Below are 25,874 nucleotides of genomic sequence, written 5' to 3' on the forward strand. Positions count from 1 at the left end.
AGGAATTATCGGGTAAATCGAGCGCGCGCGGGCGGCGGAAAAACTAAAAACCGGGCACAAAAAAAGGCAGGGGCCGGTCACCCGGCCCCTGCCCCTTGCCAGCAACGTCCTGGCAGATGCTTACTGATGCTTAGACGTGTTCGCCGATCACAGCCACGTTCACGTCGACGAGAACGTCGGTGTGCAACGAGATCTGCACAGCGTGGTCGCCAACCAGCTTCAGCGGGCCTTCCGGCAGACGCACTTGCGCCTTTTCCACTGCAAAGCCTTGCTTAACCAGTGCGTCAGCGATGTCCGCGTTCGTCACCGAACCGAACAGACGGCCGTCAACGCCAGCCTTCTGATTGATCTGAACCGTCGAGCCTGCCAGCTTTTCGCCTTGAGCTTGAGCAGCAGCCAGCTTTTCAGCGGCGGTCTTTTCGAGTTCAGCGCGGCGAACTTCGAATTCAGCCAGGGCTTCCTTCGTTGCACGGCGAGCTTGCTTGTTCGGGATCAGGAAGTTACGTGCGTAACCGTCCTTGACCTTCACGATGTCGCCCAGGTTACCCAGATTGACGACTTTTTCCAGAAGAATAATTTGCATTCGGATACTCCTTATCGCGTCGTCGGGTTAGGCCTTGTGCTGGTCGGTGTACGGCACCAGCGCGAGGAAACGTGCGCGCTTGATTGCCGTATCCAGCTGGCGTTGATAGTGCGACTTCGTACCCGTGAGACGCGCCGGCGTGATCTTGCCGTTTTCGCCGATGAAGTCCTTCAGCGTTTCGAGGTCCTTGTAGTCGATATGATCGACGTTAGCGGCCGTGAAACGGCAGAACTTCTTGCGCTTGAAGAGCGGATTTTGTTGCTGACGACGCTTGTCGAATTTCTTACCAGTCGGGCGGGGCATGTTCAGTCCTTTCCAATGTCCTGCAATTCTGTGATGTGAAATACCAGAGTTCTTGCGTTGCGGTGCTTTTTTGCCAGAAAGCCTGTGAAGAGCGTTTCCACGCCCATCTGACGACCTTCCAGCTTACCGCTCACCTCGCCCGCGGCCACCGCCTGCATGGTCAGTTCGACTTGCCGGGCAATGCCGGCTTCGACGACTTCCGTGCGGTGGTGCAACGTGCAGCCTGCAATCGGAACGCCGGCGGGGGTATACCGCACCGGTTCGCGTTCGACGACGCTGGCCGTAAGTTGCAGCCGATTCATGTAGCCTTTGGCGAAAGCGACGCTTGATCTGGTAGCTTAAATAGTGTGTCTTAAGCCTGCGCTTCGGACGGTTGCGTAGCAGCCGACTTCTTGGCTTCTTCGCGCTGCACTTCCTTCATCATCGGCGACGGGGCCGTTTCGGCCTTCTTCATCTTGACGATCAGGTGACGCAGAACAGCGTCGTTGAACTTGAATGCGTGTTCCAGCTCGTCGAGCGTGGCTTGGTCGCATTCGATGTTCATGCAGACGTAATGAGCCTTAGCGAGTTTCTCGATCATGTAGGCCAGTTGGCGACGGCCCCAGTCTTCGATACGGTGGATCTGGCCACCGTGCGAGGTGATCGTGGACTTGTAACGCTCGATCATTGCGGGCACTTGCTCGCTTTGATCCGGGTGCACGATAAATACGATTTCGTAATGACGCATATTCACTCCTTGTGGATTAAAGCCACCCGGGCGTCGGAACCGGTGTGGCAAGTGAGAAGCCAAAGAGTGTAACCCGATTAGGGCCGGGTTGCAAGATATCCCGTTAATGCGGCACGTGAATCGGGTGTGTTTTCAAGGGTTTAGGCTGCGGCCAGAACCGAAAACGTGATGGCCGCCGCCGCGACTTCTCTTTGCGCTGCCGTTGGCAGGCCATTTAGCGGTCGTAACGGCCCCTCCGGAGCCTTTCGAGACCCTGTCGGCCGCATTCTCGAGCCGCGACAGAGCGCGGCATTCCCGAATCTGTCAGCCGCCTTCCGTGCGCTCGCTGCCGCCTTGCAGGCGTGCCTTCAGCGCCGCTTCCAGCCCACTCAGCGCATCAGGCGCAGCGTCCGTGATCGCCCACCAGGTCATGCCTTCCGCGTTCCAGTGCGAGATCGAATAGCCTTCGCGGGCAAGTGTCGCGGGGACCGCGCCATCCGCGCTGCGGCCCGTTCCGCCCGAGCCGGCCTCCGGAAACACGTACACGTCGATTACATGCTTGCGGTAGCGGTACACCAGCACGGCCACCCGCTGATGCGCGAGGTAATCCAGCCGCCCGCCCTCCAGTGCGAAGCCGCTCGCCGCCAGATCTTCGACCGGCGGCGAATAATCGAGCCGGCCGTTGAACCACGGCTTGACCGTATGCTTGTCGGTCGAAATCACGTCGATATCGCGCCCCGACACCTGCGCGCGCACGTGGCTCTCGACCAGTTCGTCGGCGAACGGCGGGAACTCCGCCGGGCGATGCAGACTCAGCGTGACGCCCGCGGCCACGGCGCCTAGCGCGACGACCAGTGCGGCCAGCCAGCCTTGCGCAATCAGTCTGTTCGAGCCGACGGCGGCGCCCAGGCCGCCAAAGCCGCCCTGCGGACCCCGCCAGCCGTTCAGCCAGCTATCGACCCACGCAAGCCAGCGCCGCTGACGTGGCGGCGGTTTAACGGCCGCGCCGGCCGGAGCCTGCGTCTCGGCGACGGCATCGTCCGTTCCAGGCAGTCCCGCGAGGATACGGGCCCGCAGCGACGCCGGCGCGCGGTGATACGGCGCCATGCGCAGCGACTCGCTCAACGCATGCAGGTTTTCACTTTCGCGCCGGCAGGCGTCGCAGCTCTCGATGTGCTGCTGGACGCGCTGAGCATCCGGCGCGGTCAATTCGTGGTCGGCGTTCGCATCGAGGAGCGGCCGCGCTTCGTTACAGTCCATCTGGCGTCTCCTGAGCTAAGCCGGCAGCGCTGGCGCCGGGGTTGTTGGATGGACGGCCGTTGGAGGCCGCCCGGAGTGGCGTTACGGACGCCGTGGGCGTCGTGCCGGCGCCCGGCATTGTGGCTCGAGGCGAACCGCCCCCTCCTTGCTTCGCCGTCAGCAGCGCGGCCAGCTTGCGCCTGCCCCGCGCGAGCCGCGACATCACCGTGCCGATCGGCACATCGGCCACCATCGCGATCTCGCGATAACCCATTTCTTCAAGCTCCCGCAGGATCAGCACCTCGCGGTATTCGACCGGCAACTGCGCGAGCGCATCGTGCACGAGCTTCGTATCCTCGTTGCGGATCAGGAGCGTCTGCGGATCCGCACCGCCCGCGCTCCAGCCTTCGAAGGTCGCGTCGTCCATGGTGTCGTCGAACTCGACCACCTCGTGCGACGACGCGCGCCGCCGCCACTCCGTGTACCAGGTGCGGCGCACGATCGCGAGCAGCCACGGCCGCGCCGAGTCGCCACGGAAGGTGTCGAAGAAACGAAACGCGCGCATGAACGCTTCCTGCACCACGTCGTCGGCGTCGTTGGCGTTGCCGCAAAGCCAGCGCGCAAGGTTGTACGCGGCGTCGAGGTGCGGCAGCGCCAGTTGCTGGAAACGGCGGCTCCTCGCTGCATCGGCGTCGGCATTGACGTGTGCGCGGGCGGCGTCTGAATCGGTTTGGACCACCTGGGCCCTCCAGGGCATTGCGGCTAGGCTGTGTAACTCGTTTTCACTCGCTCATCACGCATAACCGGTCACATGCCGAGTTTATTCCCGCCTGGGCCTTGAATCCGAATATATAAGTGAGGAACCACGCCGCCGGCACTTGCCAGGCCGCATCCCCCTGGCGCCGTCGCGGCCTACGCCAGCCGCTAATAAGTCGGGCGATTCCAGTAATCCTCGCTGGCATACACCTCTTTCAGATAGTCGATGAAGTAGCGCACCTTGGCCGGCACATAACGCTGCTGCGGATAGACCGCCAGAATGTCGTAGTCGGGCAGCGCGAATTCATCCAGCACGGTTTCCAGTTCGCCACGCGCCAGTTGCTGCTGGATTTCCCACGTGGAGCGCCAGCCGAGCCCGAGCCCTTCGGACACCCAGCGATGCAGCAGCTCGCCGTCGTTGCAGTCGAGCGTGCCGCCTACCCGCACCGTCGCCAGCTTGCCGTTGCGGCGGAAGTACCAGCCGCGGTTCTGCCCGCCTTGCAGGTTGAATGCGAGGCAGTTGTGCTGCGGCAGGTCCTCCAGCGTTTTCGGCTTGCCGTATTGGCGGAAATATTCCGGCGTGCCGCAGACCACGCGCCGGTTCGACGCCAGCTTCACCGCGACGAAATTTGGATCGACTGCGCCGCCGATCCGGATCGACAGGTCATAACCCTCGCGCACCAGATCCACAACCCGGTCGGTCAGGTTGAACGACACCTGCAATTCCGGTTTGTCGGCGAGAAAAGCCGGCGCAAGCGGTGCGACGTGCTTGCGCCCGAACGCGGCCGGCGCCGACACGATCAGATGGCCGTTCACCGCGCGCCGTCCGGCGCTCAGTTCGTTTTCCGCCTGGTCCCATTCGGTCAGCAGGCCGCGGCAGCGCTCGAGAAACGCCGCGCCGTCTTCGCTGACCACGAGGCGCCGCGTCGAGCGGTACATCAGCTTCACGCCGAGACGCTTTTCCAGCGCGTCGATGCGGCGCCCGAGAATCACCGGCGACACGCCCTCTTCCAGCGCGGCCGCCGCGAGACTGCCCGCGTCGGCGACGCGCACGAAAGTTTCGATTTGTTTGAAGCGGTCCATTTTTTGTCTCCTGTCGACCGGAGTTAGCGCTTTAGCGCTTACTCCGGTCCCATGCAGAGCGGTCGACCGGTGTTAGCGCTTTAGCAGTCGACCAGAGTTCGCGCTTTAGCGCGCTACTCGGGTCCTATGCAGAGCACTTACTGCCGCCCCATGCAGCATCGCTGCGCCCCTCTCGCGCCCCGAGGCCAACGGCTCAGGGTTCAGCGCTTCCCGCCCCGGCTTCACGGGCGCCGGCCGCCCTCTGCTTGCCGCGCCCCAGGCGTCACGCGCCGCACCCGCCCATCCAGACAGGCAAGCCACGCGCCACTCCATACTTTTTGTTTCGAAATAAGCGACCCGAACTGATCTTATCAAACCTTTAGGTGAGGCCTACAGTTCGATCAACACCTTTTGGTTTGCACATCCGTCAGCGAATGCGTTAGCCAACCCATTCGCCCATCCAAGACATTTCAGGAGACATTCATGGCCAAGATGAGAGCCGTCGACGCAGCCGTGCTGGTGCTCGAAAAAGAAGGCATCAACACCGCATTCGGCGTTCCGGGCGCAGCAATCAACCCGTTCTACTCGGCCATGCGCAAGGCAGGCAGCATCAGCCACGTGCTGGCGCGTCACGTCGAAGGTGCGTCGCACATGGCCGAAGGCTATACGCGCGCCCAGCCGGGCAACATCGGCGTGTGTATCGGCACCTCGGGCCCTGCCGGCACCGACATGATCACCGGTTTGTACTCCGCTCAGGCTGACTCGATTCCTATTCTGGCTATCACGGGCCAGGCGCCGCGTGCGCGTCTGTACAAGGAAGACTTCCAGGCCGTCGATATCGAATCGATCGCCAAGCCGGTCACCAAGTGGGCGGTCACCGTGCGCGAACCGGCGCTGGTGCCGCGCGTGTTCCAGCAGGCATTCCATTTGATGCGCTCGGGCCGTCCGGGTCCGGTGCTGGTCGACCTGCCGATCGACGTGCAGCTCGCCGAAATCGAATTCGACATCGACACGTATGAGCCGCTGCCGGTCTACAAGCCGAAAGCGACGAGGAAGCAGATCGAAGCCGCGTTGAAGTTTTTGAATGACGCTGAAAAGCCGTTGATCGTCTCGGGTGGCGGCGTGCTGAACGCAGCCGCTGAAGACCTGCTGGTCGAATTCGCCGAAACCGTCGGCGTGCCGGTGATCCCGACGCTGATGTCGTGGGGCGCGATTCCTGACGACCATCCGCTGATGGCCGGCATGGTCGGCTTGCAAACCTCGCACCGCTACGGCAACGCGACGATGCTCGCCTCCGACTTCGTGCTCGGCATCGGCAACCGTTGGGCGAACCGTCACACGGGCAGCGTCGAGGTTTATACCAAGGGCCGTAAGTTCGTGCATGTGGACATCGAGCCGACGCAGATCGGCCGCGTGTTCGGCCCGGACCTCGGCATCGTATCGGACGCGAAAGCCGCGCTCGAACTGTTCGTTGAAGTGGCCAAGGAATGGAAGGCCGCCGGCAAGCTGAAGGACCGCAGCGCATGGGTCGCCGACTGCCAGCAACGCAAGAAGACGATGCTGCGCAAGACGCACTTCGACAAGGTGCCGATGAAGCCGCAGCGCGTGTACGAAGAGATGAACCAGGTATTCGGCCGCGATACGTGCTACGTGAGCACGATCGGCTTGTCGCAGATCGCCGGCGCACAGTTCCTGCACGTCTACAAGGCGCGCAACTGGATCAACTGCGGCCAGGCAGGCCCGCTCGGCTGGACGATTCCGGCAGCGCTCGGTGTGCGTGCAGCAGATCCGCAACGTCCGATCGTCGCGCTCTCGGGCGACTACGACTTCCAGTTCATGATCGAAGAACTGGCGGCCGGCGCGCAATTCAAGCTGCCGTACGTGCACGTGGTGGTGAACAACTCGTACCTCGGTTTGATCCGTCAGGCACAGCGCGCGTTCGATATGGACTTCTGCGTGCAACTCGGCTTCGAGAACATCAACGCGCCGGAAATGAACGGCTACGGCGTGGACCACGTCGCAGTTGCTGAAGGCCTGGGTTGCAAGGCGATCCGCGTGTTCAAACCGGAAGAACTGAAGCCGGCGCTGTTGAAAGCGCAATCGATGCTCTCCGAGTTCAACGTGCCGGTGATCGTCGAAGTGATCCTCGAACGTGTGACCAACATTTCGATGGGCACCGAGATCGACGCGATCAACGAGTTCGAAGAACTGGCTGAGAAGCGCGAAGACGCGCCGACCGCCATCAGCATGCTCGACTGAGCTTCCTGATTTTGCAGTAGATGAGCGCGATTCAGCCGCGTAGCAATTCGACGCAACTGGATCGCCTCATGAAGTTATTCCACTGACCGACCAGCGAGACACAAGCACCATGCCGAAATTTGCAGCGAATCTCACCATGCTGTTCAACGAAGTCCCGTTCCTCGACCGCTTTGCGGCAGCAGCGGACGCGGGCTTCAACGCCGTCGAATTCCTGTTTCCGTATCCGTATCAGATCGCTGAATTGAGCGAACGTCTGCAGCAGAACCGTCTCAAGCTCGTGTTGCACAACCTGCCCGCGGGCAACTGGGAAGCGGGTGAACGCGGCATCGCGTGCCTGCCGGATCGCGTGGGCGAGTTTCAGGAAGGTGTCGGCCGCGCGATCGAATACGCGACGGCCCTGAAGGTACCGCAATTGAACTGCCTCGTCGGCATTCCGACTGCAGGCGTCGATGCGGACAAGGCGCGCTCGACGATCGTCGACAACCTGCGCTTCGCCGCGGGCGAACTGAAGAAAGCCGGCATCAAACTGCTGGTCGAGCCGTGCAATTCGTATGACATCCCGGGCTTCGCGCTGAACCGTTCGGGCGAAGGCCTCGACGTGATTCGCGCGGTGGGTTCGGACAATCTGTTCCTGCAATACGACATCTATCACATGCAACGGATGGAAGGCGAACTCGCGGCGACGATCAAGAAGAACCTGCCGCAGATCGCGCACATCCAGCTCGCCGACAATCCGGGCCGCAATGAACCGGGCACCGGCGAAATCAACTACCCGTTCCTGTTCGACCTGCTCGATTCGCTCGGCTACGAAGGCTACATCGGTTGCGAATACAAGCCGCGCACGACCACCGCCGCCGGCCTCGGCTGGGTGCAGAGCGTGGCCGGGCAAGCGCGCGGCGCAGCCCACGCCGCTGCCTGATTGACGCATTAGTCGAATCAGGCAGCTCACGCCCCGAAGGACGTCCCCCTGCGGGACCCCAAACAACACTGGAGATTTAGACACATGGCAAAGATCGGTTTTATCGGCCTCGGCATCATGGGCGCGCACATGGCGCGCAACCTCATCAAGGGCGGCCACACGCTGTTCGTGAATGGCGCGTACCCGGTGCCGGAAGATCTGAGCAAGACGACGAACGTCGTCGCTAATTCGACCGCTGTCGCACAAGCCGCCGACATCGTCATCATCATGGTGCCGGACACGCCTGACGTCGCCAACGTGCTGTTCGCCGACGACGGCGTCGCCGCCGGCCTCACGCAGGGCAAACTCGTGATCGACATGAGCTCGATCTCGCCGCTCGACACGCAAGCCTTCGCGAAGAAGATCAACGCGCTCGGCGCCGACTACCTCGATGCGCCGGTGTCCGGCGGCGAAGTCGGCGCACGTGAAGCGTCGCTGACGATCATGGTCGGCGGCCCGGAAAAGGCCTTCACACTCGCCAAGCCGCTGTTCGAACTGATGGGCAAGAACATCTCGCTAATCGGCGACAACGGCGCGGGTCAAACCTGCAAGGTCGCGAACCAGATCATCGTCGCGCTGAACATCGAAGCGGTTGCTGAAGCACTGCTGTTCGCTTCGCGCTCGGGCGCCGATCCGGAACGTGTGCGCAAGGCATTGATGGGTGGCTTCGCTTCGTCGCGCATTCTCGAAGTGCACGGCGAGCGCATGACCAAGCGCAAATTCGATCCGGGCTTCCGCATCGAACTGCACCAGAAGGATCTGAACCTCGCATTGGACGGCGCACGCAAGCTGGGCATCGCCCTGCCGCATACCGCAAGTGCCCAGCAACTGTTCAGCGTGTGTGCAGCAAACGGCGGCAAGGCATGGGATCACTCGGCCATGGTGCGCGCACTCGAAATCATGGCGAACTACGAAGTCGCGCAAGCGCCGGATAGCGAAGCGAAGGCAGCTTAAACAGCAACATAGGTTGCCGTGATCGTTGCATCTTCAACGTCATGGCAATCGCAGGTGGGGCGCCCTTGGCGTCGTGCAGCATGCACGGCGCCAAGGGCAAATCGTGCCGCTCTGGGCTGAGAGCGGCAAGTGGGGTCCGCAGCGGCACCCGGCGGCGCCGGGGAAGCCTTGGTCGGTCAGACGTCGTCGTCGGGTGTCCGGCTGTCGGATTCAAAGTTATGCGTTTTCCGCCAATCTCTCGCAGCGGCTGCATCATGCATGCCGCCTGCCTGCTTGTCTCTTTGCAGGTCTCCGCGCACGTGCGCTCGCAAGTCCGCTCGCAAGTCCGCTCGCAAGTCCGCTCGCAAGTCCGCTTGCATTTGCTTGCAACTCCGCGCCCGCGGCACGACCTTTTTTGACACATCGGTCCGCGCTTTTCTCCTACACTCGTTGAGTCTGGTTGCGGGCGTATCAGCGTTCAAGAGCGGCTTGCCGATCGTAGCAAAGCATGTCCTCGGTTTCATTCGCCCGATTCCCAACCAGTGTTCAACCCGTAAGCGGAATGTGCTTGCGCCAGTAACCCATCTGCAAAGGATTCAGAATGAGCATCTTTGGTGACATCGTAAACAAGCTCTTCGGCAAAGCGAAGCCCGACCAGCCTGCGCCTGCGGTTGAGCCGACACCGGATCCGGCAGCGGCACAAGCTGCTGCACCGGAGGCTACACCGGCGCCCCCGCCGCTGGCCGATGTCGACGTCGCGGCCGTCATGGACCAGTTCGTGAGTGAAAGCGGGCAAACGTTGAACTGGCGCACGTCGATCGTCGACACGCTGAAAGCGCTCGGCGTCGACAGCAGCCTCGAGCATCGCAAGCAGCTCGCACAGGAGTTGAAGTACACCGGCGACACGAACGATTCGGCGAGCATGAACATCTGGTTGCACAAACAGGTGATGCAAGCGCTGGCGGCGAACGGCGGGAAGTTGCCTCCGGATCTGGCCTCCTAACGGCTTGCGAGCCTCGCCTGGTTCCGGCGATAGCGATAAACCTTAAGCTGAAACGACAACGCGGCGCTCGGGTCGATGACCTGGGCGCCGCGTTGTCATTCAAGCTTCACATGCGGGACACGGTTCTGACTTTGAACCGGGCCGTCCGCGCTAAATCAATCAGTACGTATCAAAAGTCTTCTGCAACGCAACCGGCCCCGTGCCGCCCGCGGCCAATGCCAGCATCAGCAGCACCCGCGCCTTGTACGGATTCAGCGAACCCGCGCTGATGAAACCGAGTGCGTCGTCGGCGGCCGCGCCGTTGCGCATCACATGCCCCGAACCCACGCGCGACGAACGCACCACCGCCACGCCTTGCGAGGCCGCATCGGCCAATGCCTGTTGCATGGAAGCGTGGATCGAGCCATTACCCGTGCCCGCCACCACGATGCCGCGCACGCCGGCCGCCACTAGCGCATCCACGGCGATCCGCGAGACGCCTGCATAGCTCACGACGACCTCCACATGCGGCCACTTCGCGCCGATCACGAACTCGGTGGCAAGCGTATGCGGGCGCACCACGTTGCGCTGGAATTCGACGCGGCCGTCCTGCACCCAGCCGAGCGCGCCGATTTCCGGCGAGTGGAAGGCATCGACGGCATACGTGCTCGTCTTGACCACGTCACGTGCGCTGTGAATCCTGTTGTTGAAAGCCACCAGCACGCCCTGCCCGCGCGAGCCCGCGTTCGCCGCGACCGTAACGGCATTCAGCAGATTCAACGGACCATCGGCGGACAGCGCCGATGCCGGGCGCATTGCCGCGGTCAGCACGACCGGCTTATCCGACTTGATCGTCAGATGCAGCAGCCAGGCGGTTTCTTCGAGTGTATCGGTGCCATGCGTGACCACCACGCCGTCAATGTCATCTTCAGCGAGCAGCGTGTTGATGCGTTGCGCGAGCGTGGTCCATAGCGGCATCGCCATGTCTTTACTGTCGACGCTGGCAATCTGTTCGGGCGCAATCCGCGCGACCGTGGACAAAGCCGGCACCACGGCCAGCAATTGATCGACGCCGACCACGCCCGCCTGGTAGCCGGAAGTGTTAGTAGCGTCTGCGGCCGCCCCGGCGATCGTGCCGCCGGTTGCCAGCACGGCGATGCGCGGTAGTTGGGGCGTTGCGCCTTCGCCGGAAGGCGCCGGGGAGGAGGAAGTCAAAGTATTCATGGCGGCGATTGTAAGCGATGCGCAGCGCGCCGCCATGCGTGAAAAAACGGATGCCCGTTCCTTTTGGGTTCGGGCACGTGCCTCAAACCGCCTCGCGCAGTTGTGCGGCGATGTCCGCCTCATTCAACTGCGGTGCAAACATTTCGATCAGCCGGTACGCATACGCACGCAGGAACGCGCCCTTGCGCAAGCCAACCCGCGTCGTGCTCGCTTCGAACAGATGCTGCGTATCCAGCGCGACCAGTTCCGTGTCGCGCTTCGGATCGTAGGCCATAGCCGCGACCACGCCGATGCCCATACCGAGTTCGACGTAAGTCTTGATCACGTCGGCATCGATCGCGGTCAACACGACATCGGGCAATGCGCCCGCTTTCGCGAATGCCTGGTCGATGTGTGAGCGGCCCGTGAAGTCCTGGTCGTACGTGACGATCGGGAATTCGGCGATCTCATCGAGCGTCAGGTTCTCGCGCCCAACCAGCGGATGGCCCTTCGGCACCACCACAATGTGGTGCCACGAATAGCACGGGAACGTGACGATATCCGGGAAGCGGTCGAGCGCCTCGGTCGAAATGCCGATATCCGCTTCGCCGTTGATGATCATCTGCGCGATCTGTTGCGGGCTGCCCTGGCGCAATGCCAGATGCACCTTCGGGAACACCTCGGTGAATTGACGAATCACCTTCGGCAGCGCGTAACGCGCCTGCGTGTGAGTCGTCGCGACGACCAGGTGGCCGCTATCCTGATCGGCGTATTGGCGCGCGACGCGGCGCAGATTCTCCGCATCGAGCAACATCCGCTCGATCAGCTGATGCACCGCCTTGCCCGGCTCGGTGAGCCCCGTCAGACGCTTGCCGCGTCGAATGAAAATATCGACGCCGAGCTCGTCTTCCAGATCCTTGATCTGTTTCGATACGCCCGACTGCGACGTGTACAACACGTTCGCCACCTCAGTCAGATTCATGTTCTGACGCACGGCTTCGCGCACGAAGCGCAATTGCTGAAAGTTCATCTGTATGTCTCCGGTTGAGCCAGAGTTGAGTTATTAGAGTTTGATTGAAACGCCGAGTGTTGTCGCGCTACTTATAGTGTCGCTAGTGGCGCTAGTGGCGCACCTATTGCGCGGGAAATACGCGCAACGCGCGCGGCACGGCCGTCACACCATCGCCAACCGCCAGTTGCAGATCGCGCCACGATTCGCGGTCGAGTTCCGCCTCGAGCACGTTACCCTCACGGCCCGCCAGTTCCACACGCACCGAGCCGCCGAGCGTCACCACGCGCCGCACGTCGACCACAATGCCTTCGCGGTGGCCAGACGCTTGCGGATACAACTGCAGATCGTGCGGCCGCACATAGGCGAACGCCGGCCCGCTGAAACCGGCCGTGATCGCGACCGGCAACGCCGCGCCGTCGACCACGAAGCCGCTCGCATCCACGTTGCCATGCAGACGGTTCGCCGCGCCGAGAAACTCGTAGACGAACGAGGTTTGCGGATGGTCGTACACGTCCTGCGGACTGCCCACCTGCTCCACATGCCCACGATTCAACACGACGATCCGATCGGCCACTTCAAGCGCTTCTTCCTGATCGTGCGTAACAAAAATCGTCGAGATATGCAGATCGTCATGCAAACGACGCAGCCAGCTGCGCAACTCCTTGCGCACCTTCGCGTCCAGCGCGCCGAACGGTTCGTCGAGCAGCAGGACCTTCGGCTCGACAGCCAGCGCGCGCGCCAAAGCAATCCGCTGCCGCTGACCACCCGACAGTTCCGACGGATAGCGTTGCGCGAGCCAGTCGAGTTGCACGAGCTTCAGCAGTTCATGGACCTTCTCGCGAATCACCGCTTCCGAAGGCCGCTCCTTGCGTGGTTTCACACGCAAGCCGAACGCGACATTCTCGAACACCGTCATATGACGGAACAAAGCGTAATGCTGGAACACGAAACCCACTTCACGTTCACGCGCGCCGACCGTCGCGACGTCCTGGCCTTGCAGCACGACCTGGCCGCCGTCCGCGTATTCGAGGCCGGCGATCACGCGCAACAAGGTGGTCTTGCCACAACCCGACGGCCCGAGCAGCGCAACCAGTTCACCCGGCGGAAAGTCGAGCGAAACGTTATCGAGCGCGACGAAATCGCCGAAGCGCTTTTGCAGGTTACGAACGGTGATACCCATTACAGCTCTCCTTGCTTGAGCGGGTGTTGCTGCGACACATGCGTTGCATTGACAGACTGTGAGGTGAACTGTGAAGCGGGCGTCAGCGTGACAGGCCCAGCACACGCCGGCACATCGCGCGCGGCAGACAGTTCCGCCGACATATGGCGCTCGGCGAGCAGTTTCAGACCGAGCGTCACGAGGGCCAATAAGGCCAGCACCGACGCCACGGCGAACGCCGCCGAGAAGTTGTATTCGTTATAGAGAATTTCGACGTGCAGCGGCATCGTGTCGGTCTGGCCGCGAATGTGGCCGGACACCACCGACACCGCGCCGAACTCGCCCATCGCCCGCGCGTTACACAGAATCACGCCGTACAGCAGGCCCCATTTGACGTTCGGCAGCGTGACGCGCCGAAAGATCTGCCAACCCGACGCGCCGAGCACGTGCGCGGCTTCTTCTTCGTCGTTGCCTTGCGCCTGCATCAGCGGAATCAGTTCACGCGCGACGAACGGGAACGTGACGAAGATCGTCGCCAGCACGATGCCCGGCACCGCGAAGATGATCTGCACGTTGTGGTCCTGCAGCCACGGACCGAACCAGCCCTGCGCGCCGAACATCAGCACGTAGATCAAGCCGGAAATCACCGGCGAGACCGAGAACGGCAGATCGATCAACGTGGTCAGCAATGCCTTGCCGCGGAACTCGAACTTGGCGATACACCATGACGCGGCGAGACCGAATACGAGATTCAGCGGCACCGCGATCGCGGCCGTAATCACGGTGAGCTTGATTGCCGACAACGCATCAGGATCGGCAAGCGACTCCAGATAGAAGCCGATGCCCTTCGCCAAGGCCTGATAGAACACGGCGACGAGCGGCACGACGAGGAACAGCGCGAGAAACAGCAACGCGACGCCAGTCAGAACCCAGCGCACGACGGGCGGTTCGGTGACCGGATCGGGCCGGCGCGCGGCGTTAAGCGGCGCGCGTGGGGCCACGGCGACCGCGGCAGCACCGGCACGCTTCACGGAATCGTGGCTCATTGCGCACCCCCGCCGACACCGATCGCCGCGACGCTCGCAGCAGCAGGCGCAGGACCCGCTCCGCCACGACCCGTGCGACGCTGCAGATACCACTGCAGCGTATTGATCAACAACAGCATCAGGAACGACACCACCAGCATCACGACCGCGATGGCAGTGGCGCCGGCGTAGTCGTATTGTTCGAGCTTGGTAATGATCAGCAGCGACGTGATTTCCGATTTCATCGGCACGTTACCGGCGATGAAAATCACCGAGCCGTATTCGCCGAGCGCCCGCGCGAACGCCAGGGCGAAGCCTGTCAGCAAGGCCGGGAACACGGCCGGCAGCACCACGCGGCGAAATGTCAGCCAACGCGACGCGCCGAGGCAGGCGGCCGCTTCTTCCTGTTCGCGCTCGAACTCTTCGAGCACCGGCTGCACGGTCCGCACGACGAACGGCAAGCCGATGAAGGTCAGCGCGACCAGCACACCGGCCGGCGTGAAGGCGATCTTGATGCCGAGCGGTTCGAGAAACTGTCCGATCCAGCCGTTGCCCGCATACACCGCCGCGAGCGAAATACCGGCCACGGACGTCGGCAAAGCAAACGGCAGATCGACCACCGCATCGACGATACGCTTGAACGGAAACGTATAACGCACCAGCACCCACGCGACCAGAAAACCGAACACCGCGTTGATCAGCGCGCCGCCGAGGGCCGAGAAAAACGTGAGGCGATACGACGCGAGCACGCGCGGCGAACTCACCGCGCGCACGAACTGAGCCCAGTCGAGCGTCGCGGTCTTAAGAAAGGTCGCCGCAAGCGGAATCAGCACCACGAGGCTCAGATAAGCCACCGTGATGCCGAGTGTCAGGCCAAAACCGGGCAACGCGCTCGGTTTTCGGAAGGTCAACGTCGTCATGCTCAGTACTCTTTCAGGGTTGAGGCCGGCGGCTCTTTTTCCGGCCGCCTGGCTGGCCAAAAAGCGCGCCTCGCGGGCGCGCTTTTTGGCGAGGTGTGACTAGCGTGTCTAACTACGCATCTCGTCCGGCTGAGTGCCCGTTACTGCGGCGAGTAAATCGAATCGAACACGCCGCCGTCGGCAAAGTGCGTCTTCTGCGCGTTCGCCCAACCGCCGAACGAATCGTCCACCGTGTACAGCTTCAGCTTCGGAAACTTCGCGGTCAGCTCGGCCGGCACCTTGTTCGAACGCGGACGGTAGAAGTTTTTCGCCGCGATTTCCTGACCTTGCTCGCTGTACAGGAAGTTCAGATACGCTTCCGCCAGCTTGCGCGAGCCGTGCTTGTCGACCACTTTGTCCACCACCGCAACCGGCGGCTCGGCCAGAATGCTCACCGACGGCACGACGATTTCAAACTTGTCCGGACCGAATTCCTTCAGCGACAGGAACGCTTCGTTTTCCCACGCGATCAGCACGTCGCCGATCCCGCGTTGTACGAAGCTGGTGGTCGCGCCACGCGCGCCCGAATCCAGCACGCCGGCATTCTTATAAAGCTTGCCAACGAACTCCTTGGCCTTCTGATCGTTGCCGCCCGGCTGATGTTCGGCATAGGCCCATGCCGCCAGGTAGTTCCAGCGCGCGCCGCCCGAGGTCTTCGGATTCGGCGTGACGATCGACACACCCGGCTTGATCAGATCGTCCCAATCCTTGATGTGCTTCGGGTTGCCCTTGCGCACGAGAAACACGATCGTCGAGGTGTACGGCGAAGCGTTGTCCGGCAAACGCTTTTGCCAGCCTTTGTCGAGCAGACCCTTGTTAGCCAGCGCGTCGATGTCGTAGGCGAGAGCCAGCGTCACGACGTCCGCCTGCAAACCATCCAGCACCGAACGCGCTTGTGCACCCGAGCCGCCGTGCGACTGCTTGAAGGTGATCGCCTCGCCCGTTTTCGCCTTCCATTCCTTGCCGAATGCCTGGTTGACGTCCTGGTACAACTCGCGTGTCGGGTCGTACGACACGTTCAGCAGTGTCGTCTCGGCGGCATGTGCCTGCGCCATGACGCCGACCGCGGTGATCGTGCCGACTGCGCCGAATGCGAGCGCCGCGATGAGTTTTCTGGTCCTGCCTGCCAGCCCCGTGCCCTGATGGTTCATGCCAACTTTCTCCGCGTTGTGGTCCGCTGAAACAGCGTGTGGTGTTGTTTTGCGTCGCGGTCACGTGCACATGAGCGCCAACTCGAAGGGCAGTCTATCGAAGAGCTTTCATCATTAAAAATAATGTTTCCTCATTCTTTAATACGCAAAAGTGGTAATGACGGCCGGATAAGGCGTTGCGACGCGAAAACAGGTGTTGGAACGTCCATTTGCGGCGCTGGAACGCCGCCCCAGGCCACGAACTTAAAGTAAAGCTTGAATTGCGCGGAATACTGTATAAAAATACAGTCACCTGTTCATACATACAGTGGCGCCATGACCAAACTCACCGCACGACAGCAGCAGGTTTTCGATCTGATCCGCCGGGCCATCGAACGCACCGGCTTTCCGCCCACCCGCGCGGAGATCGCCGCCGAGCTGGGTTTCAGTTCGGCCAACTCGGCAGAAGAACATTTGCGGGCGCTGGCTCGCAAAGGTGTGATCGAACTCGCGGCCGGTGCATCCCGCGGCATTCGCCTGCTGACGGGTCCGGAAGATTCGCCGTACCAGTTCACGCTGCCGCATGCCAGCATCATGCAACTGTCGCTGCCGCTGATCGGCCGCGTTGCAGCGGGTAGCCCGATCCTCGCGCAGGAACATATCTCGCAGCACTACGCGTGCGACCCGGCGCTGTTCTCGAGCAAGCCGGACTACCTGCTGAAGGTGCGCGGGCTGTCCATGCGCGACGCGGGCATCTTCGACGGCGACCTGCTCGCGGTGCAGAAGAAAAGTGAAGCCAAAGACGGCCAGATCATCATCGCGCGCCTTGGCGACGACGTGACGGTCAAGCGCCTGAAGCGCCGGCCCAACGGTATCGAGCTGATCGCCGAGAACCCCGATTACGACAACATCTTCGTTGAAACCGGCAGTGCGGAGTTCGCGCTCGAGGGTATCGCCGTCGGGCTAATCCGCCCGGGCGAGTTCTAACCACCCGCTTGTCCGCCAACCCAAAGCTGCCCCAACGTTGAATCGCCTGGAGAGACTCATGGAACGCCTTGCCCGCCTGCTGCCTTTTCGCCAGTTCGGTCGTTTGCGCCATCTGCGCAAGCTGGTGCCCTGCTCACTGATCGAGGCGTCCCCGGCCATGACTCCATCGCTATTCGACGCGCCCGCCGCCGTATCGGGGTTGCCGTCTTCGCTGCCAGCTTTTGCTCGCGTGTCGTTGAATTCCGGGCTGAATACGGCTGAACCTGCGCGTCGTGCGCCGGTGCGCGTCTATCACGGGTCGTCGCGGCTGATCATGGTCGGCACAGTAGACGCCGTGTGCCGCATGATCGATCGTTGCATCGCCGAAGAAGCCAACGTGCACGGCGCGGTGTTCGAGTCATAAGCTAGACTGCGCGTGCGCTGCACTCCGCGGTTGTGGTGCGGCGTGCGCCGGGCGGTGTGCAACTGGCGACGCCCGACGTGCGACGCCCGACGTAAAGTCTTTGGCCGCCTACTCCTTCTCGGATTTCGCATCGCCTGGGATCGTTTTCACGTGGCCGTGGTCCACGTTAGATCACACCTGATGGAGAGTCCCACCCGATGGCAGTTTCAACTCGCACGAAGCGCAGCGCCACCCGGCCGCTGATCGTCACTTTAATTGTGATTGCGGTGATCGCCGCGTTGGGGTTCGGTTACGCGTCGCCCTACATGGCGCTGAATAATCTCAAACGTGCGGCGGATGCGCGTGATACCCAAACCGTCAACGAGTACGTCGACTTTCCCGCGTTGCGCGAAAGCCTGAAGCAGCAGGTCACCGGCGTGTTAACACGTCGGCTCGACGCGCATGGCAACGGCAATCCGTTCGCGGCGATTGGTGCAATGATCGGCGTGGCCTTGATTGGTCCGCTGGTCGACGCTTATGCGACACCCGACGGTGTTGCGGCATTGCTGAACGGCATGCCGCCGCGCGGCAACCCGGGCGAACGGCCGCCTGTTCCGCCTGCCCCAGCGGCGCCTGCACCGGCAGAACCCGCACCCTCTGTTGCCGGCAATACGGCTAACGGCCCAGCTAATAGCGTGAACAGTGCAACGCCACCGCAACCGCCCCAAACCACTGCGGGCTATCGCGGCCTCAATGAGTTTGTCGTCACCTATCAGCATGGTGCGGGTGACGCGCGCTACTCGGCGATCTTGCGGCGCGAAGGTTTGTTCACATGGAAGCTTGCCGCGGTCAATCTGAACGAGTGATCGTCTGGCGAGCATTATCGACTTGAGCGAATCACCGAATGGCTGATGCGGTCGCCCTGAACGAGCGACCGTTCGGCGCATGTGGCCCATTCAGCCTACTAAGCCCCGTCCACGCCTTCCACCCCGCCGTGCGTCAAGCCGCCGCTTGCTGCTGCTCCTGCGCGGAAGAACACGCCACCAGAATGCTGCACGAGACCCGATCGAGCAGCGGAGTATTCCCCGCGCCCATCCACCATCGTGACAGACCGGTGCGGCAACGGTGACCGACCACCACGAGATCGACTTGCAATTCGTTGGCGAGGTTGGCGATCTCGTCGATCGGATGGCCAAACGCAAAATGCCCTTGCGCGGTCACGCCGCGTTCGGTGAGCCAGTCCACTCCTTCCTGCAGAATGTCGCGGGCTGTTTTTTCGAAGCTGCCACAGGCCACATCGGTCAGCAGGCCCGCGCTTTGCGCGATGCTCGATCGCATGTCAACCACTGACAGTAAGTGCGTTTCCGCCTTTAGATCCAACGCCAGGTCGGCGCCGCAACGCAACGCTTTGCGGCCTTCGCGCGAGCCGTCATAGCACAACAGAATTTTTTGGTAGCTCGCCATGATTTTTCTCCCATCCCGCGAGGAACGCGGTCTGAATGAATCATGGTGCGCCGCAATTCAGGTTGCAAGGGATGGAAAACGCTAAGTGCGCCCTAAACCGGTGCGTGCTGGATTCAAGCGGGGTTCCGGTCACCCGTGAACCTATGCGGCAGCGCAAGAAATGCCGTTCGGCACATCCGGCGGCGATCAACACCTCGCTGCCGATGCCATAGAATGAGCGGCCTTACCGGCCATTTACGTCTTTTCCCGGAGCCTCGATCGATCCATGTCTGAAGCCGCCATTGAATTCCACCAGGTTAAAAAAAGTTACGGCGAAAAGACGGTCGTCGACGGACTGTCGTTTCATGTCAACGTCGGCGAATGTTTCGGCCTGCTCGGCCCAAACGGCGCAGGCAAGACCACCACCTTGCGCATGCTGCTCGGCATCGCCGCCCCGGACGCCGGCACGATCCGCCTGTGCGGCGAGCCGATTCCCGGCCGCGCGCGCGTGGCGCGAGCGCGCGTCGGCGTCGTGCCGCAGTTCGACAATCTCGATCCCGATTTCACGGTCCGCGAAAACCTGCTGGTGTTCGGGCGCTACTTCGGTCTGAGCGCCGCGCAATGTCGCGCGATGGTGCCGTCGTTGCTTGAATTTGCGCGCCTCGAGAGCAAGGCGGATGCTCGCGTGAGCGAACTGTCGGGTGGCATGAAGCGGCGCCTCACGCTGGCTCGCGCACTCGTCAACGATCCCGACGTGCTGATCATGGATGAGCCGACCACCGGTCTCGATCCTCAAGCGCGCCATCTGATCTGGGAGCGGCTGCGCTCGCTGCTCGCGCGCGGCAAGACCATTCTGCTGACCACACACTTCATGGAAGAAGCCGAACGGCTGTGCCACCGCCTGTGCGTGATCGAGGAAGGACGCAAGATCGCCGAAGGTGCGCCGCGCGAGTTGATCGCATCCGAGATCGGCTGCGATGTGATCGAAATCTTTGGACCCGATCCGGTTGCGTTGCGTGATGAATTGGCGCCGCTTGTCGAGCGCACCGAGATTAGCGGCGAGACGCTCTTCTGCTATGTGAACGACGCCCAGCCGGTGCATGCCCGGCTCAAGCAACGCGCCGATCTGCGCTATCTGCATCGCCCGGCGAATCTGGAAGATGTGTTCCTTCGTCTGACCGGGCGCGAGATGCAGGACTGACGCGAATCGACATCGGCTCGGTCGCAACCCTCTACAGCTATAACGACACGGCAAGAGACACGCAATGGACGCACGCACTTACGAACCCCACGGCGAGATACCGCCGAAGCAGGAAACTTTCGCCGCTTTCCCCGCCAACGCCGTCAACTGGATGGCGGTGTGGCGCCGCAACTATCTGGTCTGGAAGAAGCTCGCGATTGCCTCGATGTTCGGCAATCTCGCCGATCCGATGATCTATCTGTTCGGCCTGGGCTTCGGGCTTGGACTGATGGTCGGGCATGTCGACGGCGTGTCGTATATCGCGTTTCTCGCTGCGGGCACGGTGGCATCGAGCGTGATGATGTCGGCCAGTTTCGAGTCGATGTATTCGGGTTTTTCGCGCATGCACGTACAGCGCACGTGGGAGGCGATCATGCACACGCCGCTGACGCTCGGCGACATCGTGCTCGGCGAGGTGATGTGGGCAGGCAGCAAGTCAATGCTATCGGGCGCGGCGATCATGCTGGTCGCGGGGGGCCTGGGCTACGCGAGTTTTCCGTCGATGCTGCTGGCGTTGCCCGTGATCGTGCTGACGGGGCTCGCATTCGCGAGTGTCGCGATGGTGGTCACCGCGCTCGCTCCGTCGTATGACTTCTTTATGTTTTACCAGACGTTGGTGTTGACGCCGATGTTGCTGCTGTCCGGTGTGTTCTTTCCTGTTTCACAATTGCCTGCCGCGGCGCGGGTCGTGACTGAACTTTTGCCTTTGGCGCACGCTGTCGATCTGATCCGGCCGGCTATGCTTGGGCGGCCTGTCGACGGGGCTGTGTTGCACGTTGCCGTGCTGGTGGCTTATGCGGTGGGTGGGTTTGTTGTTTCGGCGGTTTTGTTTCGACGCAGGATGATGAAATAGGGTTGGGGGCCTCTGGCCAGGTTTTTTTTGCGTGGCGAATGGATGGGTTTTTGCGCGAAGCCCCAAACCCCTTCATCCGCTGCGCGCAAAACCCTTACTCAATCCTCGTCATCCGTCCAGGGAATATCCACATCAGAAATAAAGGCCACCGTCGCAAACGGCCCCCCATCCTGACGTCCGATCTTGCCATCTGCCCGCTGCCATTCAACCCTGAACACCGTGGCAGGATCATCGGCAATCAAACGCACAGTTCGAACTTCGTCCGGATCCGCTTCCTCGACGGGGCCGTCGAGCGAAACCTGCAATTCCTGTGGCCACAGTCCATCGGTGGGATCGTAAATCTTGTCGCCGTCCGGAATCAGCGTGAATGCCTCCACACCGATCGTCGCCGACGCGTCGATGATCATCTTGCCCAACGCCCGCAGCAACGCGGTCGCCCGCGCCGAGTTGGCCTGGCGAATTGCAAGATCCCCGCGCGTCAGCGCCTGCTCAAGTTTTGGGTTTGTTTTTTGTTGCGCCATTCGATGTCCTGAGTCCTATCGCTCTGTTGTGGACGGCACGCCCATTCATCGCGTGCCGCTCTCCATTTTTCGGGCTGAATCCTACCACTGGTGTGGGCCGCAGCATCGTCAGCCGCGCAGTAGAGGCCGACCAGCCCGCCCCGTCCCCACAGTTTAGGTCGTGATTTGCCGTCCGGCAGGGAGATTTGCCTTTCAATGCGATCAATGGGTCGGGCCGCGCTTTCGAGCCGGCTTCGGCGACGCAGCATCGCTGGGCTTCGCGCCGCCGATCTCCGCGATCAGATGGTCGCGGAACGCTTTCACCGACGGTGGCAACTCCCGTCCGGCCATCGTCTGCACCTGGATGCTGCGCTGGCGCATCTGCGGATGCGTCAACGGTATCGCGACGAAGCCGTCGCCGGCGTAACGGTCGCGCACCGACAGCAGCCCCGTGAACATGACCGCCCCTGACTTCTGCGCGTAACGGTACATCGCGCCGCTATTGTTGCAGGTGAGATCGGGCTCGAGCAGGACACCTTCGAGCGCGCAGGTGATGTCGATCAGCTGCCGAATCGTCGTACCAGGCTCCGGCAGCACCAGCGGATAGCGCTGCAGGTCGGCAAGCGACACCTTCGCGCGCGCGGCCAGCGGATGATCGGCACGCAGCAGTGCCAGCACCGGTGCACGCTCGGTGTGTTCGACCTTGACACCCTTTTCCGGCGCAAGACTGAACGTCAGCGCGAGATCGGCGTCGCCGTCGCGCACCCGGCGAGTCGCCTCGCCCGGTGGCACGACGGAGAGCGTGAAGTCGATCCCCGGATAGTGGCTGCGGAACGCCGCCATTGCACTGGGCAGGAAGTCCGCGGCGAACCCCTCCGAACTGGCAACCTTGATCATGCTGCCGTGCAACGCCTCGAGGCCGCCGATTTCCTTCATCACGTGCTCCGCCTCGAGCAGGCTGCGCTGCGCGTAGGCCAGCAGGCGCTCGCCCGCCTCGGAGAGCGACATGCCGCGCGGGCGCCGCTCGAACAGCGCGACGCCGAGATCGCTCTCGAGCCGCGCGATCTGCCGGCTGATCGCCGAGACGGCCACATGCAGCCGCGCGGACGCGTCGCTGATCGAGCCGGTGCGAGCCACCTCAACAAAATAGCGCAATGCAATGCCGTGTAATGAAAGTGCCATAAGCGATGCCTATGCGAGTGAACCTACGAGCGTATGGAGCCGCGTGCGGGAGGGTCTAGCTTTGCCTTTCTGGCAACGCAAGCTTCGAAATACGATCATTGTGACAAAAATAACGGCCTCCTAGAATCGTTTCGAAGCTGATGGCCGCGAACCAGACATGCCACGCGCGACGCCGCGTCGCCGCCATCCCCCGCACCCCGCACCGGAGACAACAATGAGCCGCAACCAGGCCATCGAACACGCGACGCACCATTTCGAATCAGGCGCCTTTCTTGAGAACCTCAACCGGCGCGTCGGATTTCGCACCGAGAGTCAGGAAAGCGACCGTGCCGCCACGCTGCTCTCGTATCTGACTGAGGAAATTGCGCCCGAAGTCGAAGGACTCGGCTTCAGCACGCGCATCGTCGATAACCCGGCGGAAGGTTTCGGGCCGTTCCTGTTCGCCAATCGTCACGAAGACGACCGTCTGCCCACCGTACTGATCTATGGCCACGGCGACGTCGTGCGCGGCTACGACAGCCAGTGGCGCGCGCCGCTGACGCCCTGGGCCGTGACGGTCGAAGGCGAACGCTGGTATGGCCGTGGCACCGCGGACAACAAGGGCCAGCACTCCATCAATCTCGCCGCGCTTGCGAGCGTGCTGGCAGCGCGCGGCGGCAAGCTCGGCTTTAACGCGAAACTGCTGATCGAAATGGGCGAGGAAACCGGCTCGCCGGGCCTCGACGCGATCTGCCACACACACAAGCAGGAACTGGCCGCGGACGTGCTGATCGCGTCCGACGGTCCGCGCCTCGCCGCGCGCCGCCCCACCGTCTTCCTCGGCTCGCGCGGCTCGGTGAACTTCAAGCTCTCGCTGAATCTGCGTGACGGCGCGCACCACTCGGGCAATTGGGGCGGTCTGTTGCGCAACCCGGCCACCGTGCTGGCGAACGCACTCGCGAGTCTGGTCGATGCACGCGGCGTGATCGCCGTCGACGGCTTGCGTCCGCCGCCGATTCCCGAGGCGGTGCGTCGTGCACTGGCCGATATCACGGTAGGCGGCGGCCCGGGCGATCCGGCCGTCGACGATAACTGGGGCGAGCCCGGTCTCACGCCGCCGGAGCGTGTGTTCGGCTGGAACAGCTTCGAAGTGCTGGCCTTCAAGGCGGGCAATCCCGAGAACCCGGTCAATGCCATTCCGTCCTCGGCGTTCGCGCATTGCCAGTTGCGCTTCGTGGTCGGCACCGACTGGGAAAAGCTGGCGCAGCATCTGCGCGCGCATCTGAATGCGCATGGTTTTTCGCTGGTCGAGATCAGCGTCGAGCGCGGTGCGCCGGCCACACGTCTGAATCCCGACGACCCGTGGGTCACGTGGGCCATCGCCTCGCTCGAACAGACCACCGGCAAGAAAACCGCCGTGCTGCCGAATCTCGGCGGCACGCTGCCCAACGAAGTGTTCGCCGACACGCTCGGCCTGCCGACCATCTGGGTGCCGCATTCATACCCGGCCTGCTCGCAACACGCGCCGAACGAGCATCTGCTCGGACCGGTGGTGCGCGAGGGTCTGCAGATCATGGCGGGACTGTTCTGGGATCTCGGCGAGAACTCACCGCACGCAAGCGCGACGACACCAGAAGCCGCGGCCTGAGCGATCAACGCAGCACGCCCGCATCACGCGCGCAGTTCACCGTCACCCGCATCCGCCACGAGGCACGTCCACGATGATCACGTCCACCCTGCCAGCCAGCGCCGCGCGGCCGTCCGCCGCGAAGTTCCATCGCATCATTCTCGCGGCGTCGATCGGCAATGCGCTCGAATGGTTCGACCTCGTCGTCTATGGATTTTTCGCGGTCACGATCGCGAAGCTGTTCTTCCCTGCCCGTACCGAAGCGATTTCGTTGATGCTCACGCTCGGCACCTTCGGCATCTCGTACATGATCCGGCCGCTCGGCGGACTCGTACTCGGCTCGCTCGCGGATCGTGCGGGGCGCAAGGTGTCGCTGCTGCTGTCGATCGGCTTGATGATGATCGGCACTTTGACGATTGCCGTGATGCCGCCGTATGCCGCGATCGGTTTGTGGGCGCCGGCCGGCATCATGCTGTCGCGACTCGTCCAGGGATTCTCGGCGGGCGGCGAGTTCGGCGCTTCCACCGCGTTTCTGGTCGAGCATGCACCCGAGCGGCGCGGCTTCATGGGCAGCTGGCAGTTCGCGAGCCAAGGCCTCGCGACGCTGCTCGCCTCCGGCTTCGGCGCGTTGCTGACGAGCCAGCTCACAACGGCGCAACTCGAATCGTGGGGCTGGCGCATTCCGTTTCTGTTCGGCCTCGCGATCGGCCCGGTGGGCTTCTATATTCGCCGCTACGTGGACGAAGGCGCCGAGTTCAACACGGAGCCCAAAACGCGTACGCCGCTGCGCGATCTGTTCGGCACACAGAAGGTCCGCATGCTGCTCGCGGTCGGTTCACTAGTCATTTCGACCGCGGCCAACTACATGATTCTGTACATGCCGACCTACGCGATCAAGCAGCTGCACTTACCCGCTTCGACCGGCTTCGCGGCCACGCTCGCAACGGGAATCGTACTGACGGTGCTGACGCCGTTCGCCGGCCACTTGTCCGATAGCGCGGGACGGATCCGCATCATGGCGGCTGCGGCAACGTTGATGCTGCTGACGGTCTATCCGACCTTCGTATATATGAATGCGCATCCGTCGTTCGCCACGATGCTGCTGGCGTTGATCTGGATCGGCGTATTGAAGGCCACGTACTTCGGCGCGCTGCCCGCGCTGATGTCGGAGATTTTCCCGACGCAGACACGCGCGACCGGTCTCGCGGTCAGCTACAACATCGGCGTGACGGTGTTCGGCGGTTTTGCGCCCTTCGTGATCACCTGGCTGATTGACGCGAGCGGCAATAAACTCGCGCCCGGCTTTTATCTGATGTTCTGCGCGGTAGCGAGTTTGCTGGCGCTCTATGCGGTACGTTCGAAGCTGAAGATTCGCTGAGCGAGTTTGATGTGGGCAAGGCGGATCAGCTCGC

The 25,874-nt window shown here is 62.4% G+C and carries 27 protein-coding genes; 11 read left to right on the top strand and 16 right to left on the bottom strand.

Going from position 1 to position 25,874, the window contains the following annotated elements; all coding sequences use genetic code 11:
• Positions 1-130: 130 nt before the first annotated feature.
• The 7 genes from rplI to HHL24_RS16420 all read right to left on the bottom strand — a co-directional run bounded on the left by rplI (position 131) and on the right by HHL24_RS16420 (position 4,670).
• Positions 131-583, bottom strand: coding sequence for a 50S ribosomal protein L9 (rplI, locus tag HHL24_RS16390; protein ID WP_169486496.1), 453 nt, complete (start codon positions 581-583; stop codon positions 131-133).
• Positions 584-610: 27 nt separating this feature from the next.
• Positions 611-886 (bottom strand): 30S ribosomal protein S18, encoded by a 276-nt coding sequence (gene rpsR, locus HHL24_RS16395; RefSeq protein ID WP_012432802.1) that lies wholly within the window; start codon positions 884-886, stop codon positions 611-613.
• Between the two features lie 2 nt (positions 887-888).
• Positions 889-1,188, bottom strand: a complete 300-nt coding sequence (priB, locus tag HHL24_RS16400; protein ID WP_097392319.1) for a primosomal replication protein N — start codon at positions 1,186-1,188, stop codon at positions 889-891.
• A 50-nt stretch (positions 1,189-1,238) separates the two neighbouring features.
• Complete coding sequence (gene rpsF, locus HHL24_RS16405; protein WP_169486497.1) at positions 1,239-1,613, bottom strand: 30S ribosomal protein S6; 375 nt, start codon at positions 1,611-1,613, stop codon at positions 1,239-1,241.
• Between the two features lie 303 nt (positions 1,614-1,916).
• On the bottom strand, positions 1,917-2,852 hold the full coding sequence (locus HHL24_RS16410) for an anti-sigma factor (RefSeq protein ID WP_169486498.1): 936 nt from the start codon (positions 2,850-2,852) through the stop codon (positions 1,917-1,919).
• Positions 2,842-3,570, bottom strand: coding sequence for an RNA polymerase sigma factor (locus HHL24_RS16415; protein WP_169486499.1), 729 nt, complete (start codon positions 3,568-3,570; stop codon positions 2,842-2,844). The genes HHL24_RS16410 and HHL24_RS16415 overlap by 11 nt, the downstream gene beginning before the upstream one ends.
• Before the next feature lie 185 nt (positions 3,571-3,755).
• Complete coding sequence (locus HHL24_RS16420) at positions 3,756-4,670, bottom strand: LysR family transcriptional regulator (RefSeq protein ID WP_169486500.1); 915 nt, start codon at positions 4,668-4,670, stop codon at positions 3,756-3,758.
• 462 nt (positions 4,671-5,132) lie between these two features.
• On the opposite strand from HHL24_RS16420, the gene gcl reads away from it, so the two are divergent.
• The 4 genes from gcl to HHL24_RS16440 all read left to right on the top strand — a co-directional run bounded on the left by gcl (position 5,133) and on the right by HHL24_RS16440 (position 9,802).
• Positions 5,133-6,908 (top strand): glyoxylate carboligase, encoded by a 1,776-nt coding sequence (gene gcl / locus HHL24_RS16425; RefSeq protein ID WP_169486501.1) that lies wholly within the window; start codon positions 5,133-5,135, stop codon positions 6,906-6,908.
• A 109-nt stretch (positions 6,909-7,017) separates the two neighbouring features.
• On the top strand, positions 7,018-7,827 hold the full coding sequence (hyi, locus tag HHL24_RS16430) for a hydroxypyruvate isomerase (protein WP_169486502.1): 810 nt from the start codon (positions 7,018-7,020) through the stop codon (positions 7,825-7,827).
• 84 nt (positions 7,828-7,911) lie between these two features.
• Positions 7,912-8,820 carry a 2-hydroxy-3-oxopropionate reductase gene (locus tag HHL24_RS16435; protein WP_169486503.1) on the top strand — a complete coding sequence of 303 codons (909 nt, stop codon included), beginning with the start codon at positions 7,912-7,914 and terminating at the stop codon, positions 8,818-8,820.
• Between the two features lie 580 nt (positions 8,821-9,400).
• Positions 9,401-9,802: a DUF3597 domain-containing protein gene (locus HHL24_RS16440; RefSeq protein ID WP_169486504.1), complete on the top strand. Its 402-nt coding sequence runs from the start codon at positions 9,401-9,403 to the stop codon at positions 9,800-9,802.
• Positions 9,803-9,961: 159 nt separating this feature from the next.
• Here the strand turns inward: HHL24_RS16440 and HHL24_RS16445 are convergent, their stop codons facing one another.
• From HHL24_RS16445 to HHL24_RS16470, 6 genes are all read right to left on the bottom strand, one after another.
• On the bottom strand, positions 9,962-11,005 hold the full coding sequence (locus HHL24_RS16445; protein WP_169486505.1) for an asparaginase: 1,044 nt from the start codon (positions 11,003-11,005) through the stop codon (positions 9,962-9,964).
• A gap of 82 nt (positions 11,006-11,087) precedes the next feature.
• Positions 11,088-12,014: a CysB family HTH-type transcriptional regulator gene (locus HHL24_RS16450; protein WP_169486506.1), complete on the bottom strand. Its 927-nt coding sequence runs from the start codon at positions 12,012-12,014 to the stop codon at positions 11,088-11,090.
• Between the two features lie 103 nt (positions 12,015-12,117).
• Positions 12,118-13,176, bottom strand: coding sequence for a sulfate/molybdate ABC transporter ATP-binding protein (locus HHL24_RS16455; protein ID WP_169486507.1), 1,059 nt, complete (start codon positions 13,174-13,176; stop codon positions 12,118-12,120).
• Entirely contained in the window at positions 13,176-14,201 is a 1,026-nt protein-coding gene (cysW, locus tag HHL24_RS16460; RefSeq protein WP_169486508.1) for a sulfate ABC transporter permease subunit CysW, read from the bottom strand. The genes HHL24_RS16455 and cysW overlap by 1 nt, the downstream gene beginning before the upstream one ends.
• On the bottom strand, positions 14,198-15,100 hold the full coding sequence (cysT, locus tag HHL24_RS16465) for a sulfate ABC transporter permease subunit CysT (protein ID WP_169486509.1): 903 nt from the start codon (positions 15,098-15,100) through the stop codon (positions 14,198-14,200). Before cysT ends, cysW begins: the two co-directional genes overlap by 4 nt.
• A 140-nt stretch (positions 15,101-15,240) precedes the next feature.
• Positions 15,241-16,290, bottom strand: coding sequence for a sulfate ABC transporter substrate-binding protein (locus tag HHL24_RS16470; RefSeq protein WP_169486510.1), 1,050 nt, complete (start codon positions 16,288-16,290; stop codon positions 15,241-15,243).
• Positions 16,291-16,605: 315 nt separating this feature from the next.
• On the opposite strand from HHL24_RS16470, the gene lexA reads away from it, so the two are divergent.
• From lexA to HHL24_RS16485, 3 genes are all read left to right on the top strand, one after another.
• The gene (gene lexA / locus HHL24_RS16475) at positions 16,606-17,256 is read left to right on the top strand and encodes a transcriptional repressor LexA (RefSeq protein ID WP_169486511.1); all 651 of its coding nucleotides are present in this window, start codon (positions 16,606-16,608) and stop codon (positions 17,254-17,256) included.
• A 58-nt stretch (positions 17,257-17,314) separates the two neighbouring features.
• On the top strand, positions 17,315-17,659 hold the full coding sequence (locus tag HHL24_RS16480) for a hypothetical protein (RefSeq protein ID WP_169486512.1): 345 nt from the start codon (positions 17,315-17,317) through the stop codon (positions 17,657-17,659).
• A gap of 197 nt (positions 17,660-17,856) precedes the next feature.
• Positions 17,857-18,504 carry a DUF2939 domain-containing protein gene (locus tag HHL24_RS16485; protein ID WP_169486513.1) on the top strand — a complete coding sequence of 216 codons (648 nt, stop codon included), beginning with the start codon at positions 17,857-17,859 and terminating at the stop codon, positions 18,502-18,504.
• Between the two features lie 133 nt (positions 18,505-18,637).
• Here the strand turns inward: HHL24_RS16485 and HHL24_RS16490 are convergent, their stop codons facing one another.
• Positions 18,638-19,102 carry a universal stress protein gene (locus HHL24_RS16490; protein WP_169486514.1) on the bottom strand — a complete coding sequence of 155 codons (465 nt, stop codon included), beginning with the start codon at positions 19,100-19,102 and terminating at the stop codon, positions 18,638-18,640.
• A gap of 265 nt (positions 19,103-19,367) precedes the next feature.
• On the opposite strand from HHL24_RS16490, the gene nodI reads away from it, so the two are divergent.
• Both nodI and HHL24_RS16500 read left to right on the top strand, forming a co-directional pair.
• Entirely contained in the window at positions 19,368-20,282 is a 915-nt protein-coding gene (nodI, locus tag HHL24_RS16495) for a nodulation factor ABC transporter ATP-binding protein NodI (protein WP_169486515.1), read from the top strand.
• Positions 20,283-20,346: 64 nt separating this feature from the next.
• A complete protein-coding gene (locus tag HHL24_RS16500; protein WP_169486516.1) occupies positions 20,347-21,174 on the top strand; it encodes an ABC transporter permease in 828 nt (275 codons plus the stop codon).
• Between the two features lie 98 nt (positions 21,175-21,272).
• Here HHL24_RS16500 and HHL24_RS16505 read toward each other — a convergent pair whose 3' ends face one another.
• Together HHL24_RS16505 and HHL24_RS16510 are read right to left on the bottom strand one after the other, a co-directional pair.
• Entirely contained in the window at positions 21,273-21,695 is a 423-nt protein-coding gene (locus HHL24_RS16505; protein ID WP_169486517.1) for a hypothetical protein, read from the bottom strand.
• Positions 21,696-21,896: 201 nt separating this feature from the next.
• Complete coding sequence (locus tag HHL24_RS16510) at positions 21,897-22,856, bottom strand: LysR family transcriptional regulator (protein ID WP_169486518.1); 960 nt, start codon at positions 22,854-22,856, stop codon at positions 21,897-21,899.
• A gap of 214 nt (positions 22,857-23,070) precedes the next feature.
• On the opposite strand from HHL24_RS16510, the gene HHL24_RS16515 reads away from it, so the two are divergent.
• Positions 23,071-24,483: a M20 family metallopeptidase gene (locus HHL24_RS16515; RefSeq protein WP_169486519.1), complete on the top strand. Its 1,413-nt coding sequence runs from the start codon at positions 23,071-23,073 to the stop codon at positions 24,481-24,483.
• Between the two features lie 73 nt (positions 24,484-24,556).
• A complete protein-coding gene (locus tag HHL24_RS16520; RefSeq protein ID WP_169486520.1) occupies positions 24,557-25,840 on the top strand; it encodes an MFS transporter in 1,284 nt (427 codons plus the stop codon).
• The last annotated feature ends 34 nt before the right edge of the window (positions 25,841-25,874 follow it).

Source organism: Paraburkholderia polaris, assembly GCF_012927345.1.
GTDB lineage: Bacteria > Pseudomonadota > Gammaproteobacteria > Burkholderiales > Burkholderiaceae > Paraburkholderia > Paraburkholderia polaris.

Excerpts from the sequence above, each read along its gene's own strand:
- rplI (WP_169486496.1), bottom strand. The coding sequence starts at position 583 with ATGCAAATTATTCTTCTGGAAAAAGTCGTCAATCTGGGTAACCTGGGC.
- HHL24_RS16505 (WP_169486517.1), bottom strand. The coding sequence starts at position 21,695 with ATGGCGCAACAAAAAACAAACCCAAAACTTGAGCAGGCGCTGACGCGC.
- lexA (WP_169486511.1), top strand. The coding sequence starts at position 16,606 with ATGACCAAACTCACCGCACGACAGCAGCAGGTTTTCGATCTGATCCGC.
- nodI (WP_169486515.1), top strand. The coding sequence starts at position 19,368 with ATGTCTGAAGCCGCCATTGAATTCCACCAGGTTAAAAAAAGTTACGGC.
- cysW (WP_169486508.1), bottom strand. The coding sequence starts at position 14,201 with ATGAGCCACGATTCCGTGAAGCGTGCCGGTGCTGCCGCGGTCGCCGTG.
- HHL24_RS16450 (WP_169486506.1), bottom strand. The coding sequence starts at position 12,014 with ATGAACTTTCAGCAATTGCGCTTCGTGCGCGAAGCCGTGCGTCAGAAC.
- HHL24_RS16435 (WP_169486503.1), top strand. The coding sequence starts at position 7,912 with ATGGCAAAGATCGGTTTTATCGGCCTCGGCATCATGGGCGCGCACATG.
- rpsR (WP_012432802.1), bottom strand. The coding sequence starts at position 886 with ATGCCCCGCCCGACTGGTAAGAAATTCGACAAGCGTCGTCAGCAACAA.
- HHL24_RS16445 (WP_169486505.1), bottom strand. The coding sequence starts at position 11,005 with ATGAATACTTTGACTTCCTCCTCCCCGGCGCCTTCCGGCGAAGGCGCA.
- hyi (WP_169486502.1), top strand. The coding sequence starts at position 7,018 with ATGCCGAAATTTGCAGCGAATCTCACCATGCTGTTCAACGAAGTCCCG.
- HHL24_RS16520 (WP_169486520.1), top strand. The coding sequence starts at position 24,557 with ATGATCACGTCCACCCTGCCAGCCAGCGCCGCGCGGCCGTCCGCCGCG.
- cysT (WP_169486509.1), bottom strand. The coding sequence starts at position 15,100 with ATGACGACGTTGACCTTCCGAAAACCGAGCGCGTTGCCCGGTTTTGGC.
- HHL24_RS16420 (WP_169486500.1), bottom strand. The coding sequence starts at position 4,670 with ATGGACCGCTTCAAACAAATCGAAACTTTCGTGCGCGTCGCCGACGCG.
- HHL24_RS16440 (WP_169486504.1), top strand. The coding sequence starts at position 9,401 with ATGAGCATCTTTGGTGACATCGTAAACAAGCTCTTCGGCAAAGCGAAG.
- HHL24_RS16490 (WP_169486514.1), bottom strand. The coding sequence starts at position 19,102 with ATGGCGAGCTACCAAAAAATTCTGTTGTGCTATGACGGCTCGCGCGAA.
- HHL24_RS16515 (WP_169486519.1), top strand. The coding sequence starts at position 23,071 with ATGAGCCGCAACCAGGCCATCGAACACGCGACGCACCATTTCGAATCA.
- HHL24_RS16455 (WP_169486507.1), bottom strand. The coding sequence starts at position 13,176 with ATGGGTATCACCGTTCGTAACCTGCAAAAGCGCTTCGGCGATTTCGTC.
- HHL24_RS16480 (WP_169486512.1), top strand. The coding sequence starts at position 17,315 with ATGGAACGCCTTGCCCGCCTGCTGCCTTTTCGCCAGTTCGGTCGTTTG.
- HHL24_RS16410 (WP_169486498.1), bottom strand. The coding sequence starts at position 2,852 with ATGGACTGTAACGAAGCGCGGCCGCTCCTCGATGCGAACGCCGACCAC.
- gcl (WP_169486501.1), top strand. The coding sequence starts at position 5,133 with ATGGCCAAGATGAGAGCCGTCGACGCAGCCGTGCTGGTGCTCGAAAAA.
- HHL24_RS16485 (WP_169486513.1), top strand. The coding sequence starts at position 17,857 with ATGGCAGTTTCAACTCGCACGAAGCGCAGCGCCACCCGGCCGCTGATC.
- rpsF (WP_169486497.1), bottom strand. The coding sequence starts at position 1,613 with ATGCGTCATTACGAAATCGTATTTATCGTGCACCCGGATCAAAGCGAG.
- HHL24_RS16500 (WP_169486516.1), top strand. The coding sequence starts at position 20,347 with ATGGACGCACGCACTTACGAACCCCACGGCGAGATACCGCCGAAGCAG.
- HHL24_RS16470 (WP_169486510.1), bottom strand. The coding sequence starts at position 16,290 with ATGAACCATCAGGGCACGGGGCTGGCAGGCAGGACCAGAAAACTCATC.
- HHL24_RS16510 (WP_169486518.1), bottom strand. The coding sequence starts at position 22,856 with ATGGCACTTTCATTACACGGCATTGCATTGCGCTATTTTGTTGAGGTG.
- priB (WP_097392319.1), bottom strand. The coding sequence starts at position 1,188 with ATGAATCGGCTGCAACTTACGGCCAGCGTCGTCGAACGCGAACCGGTG.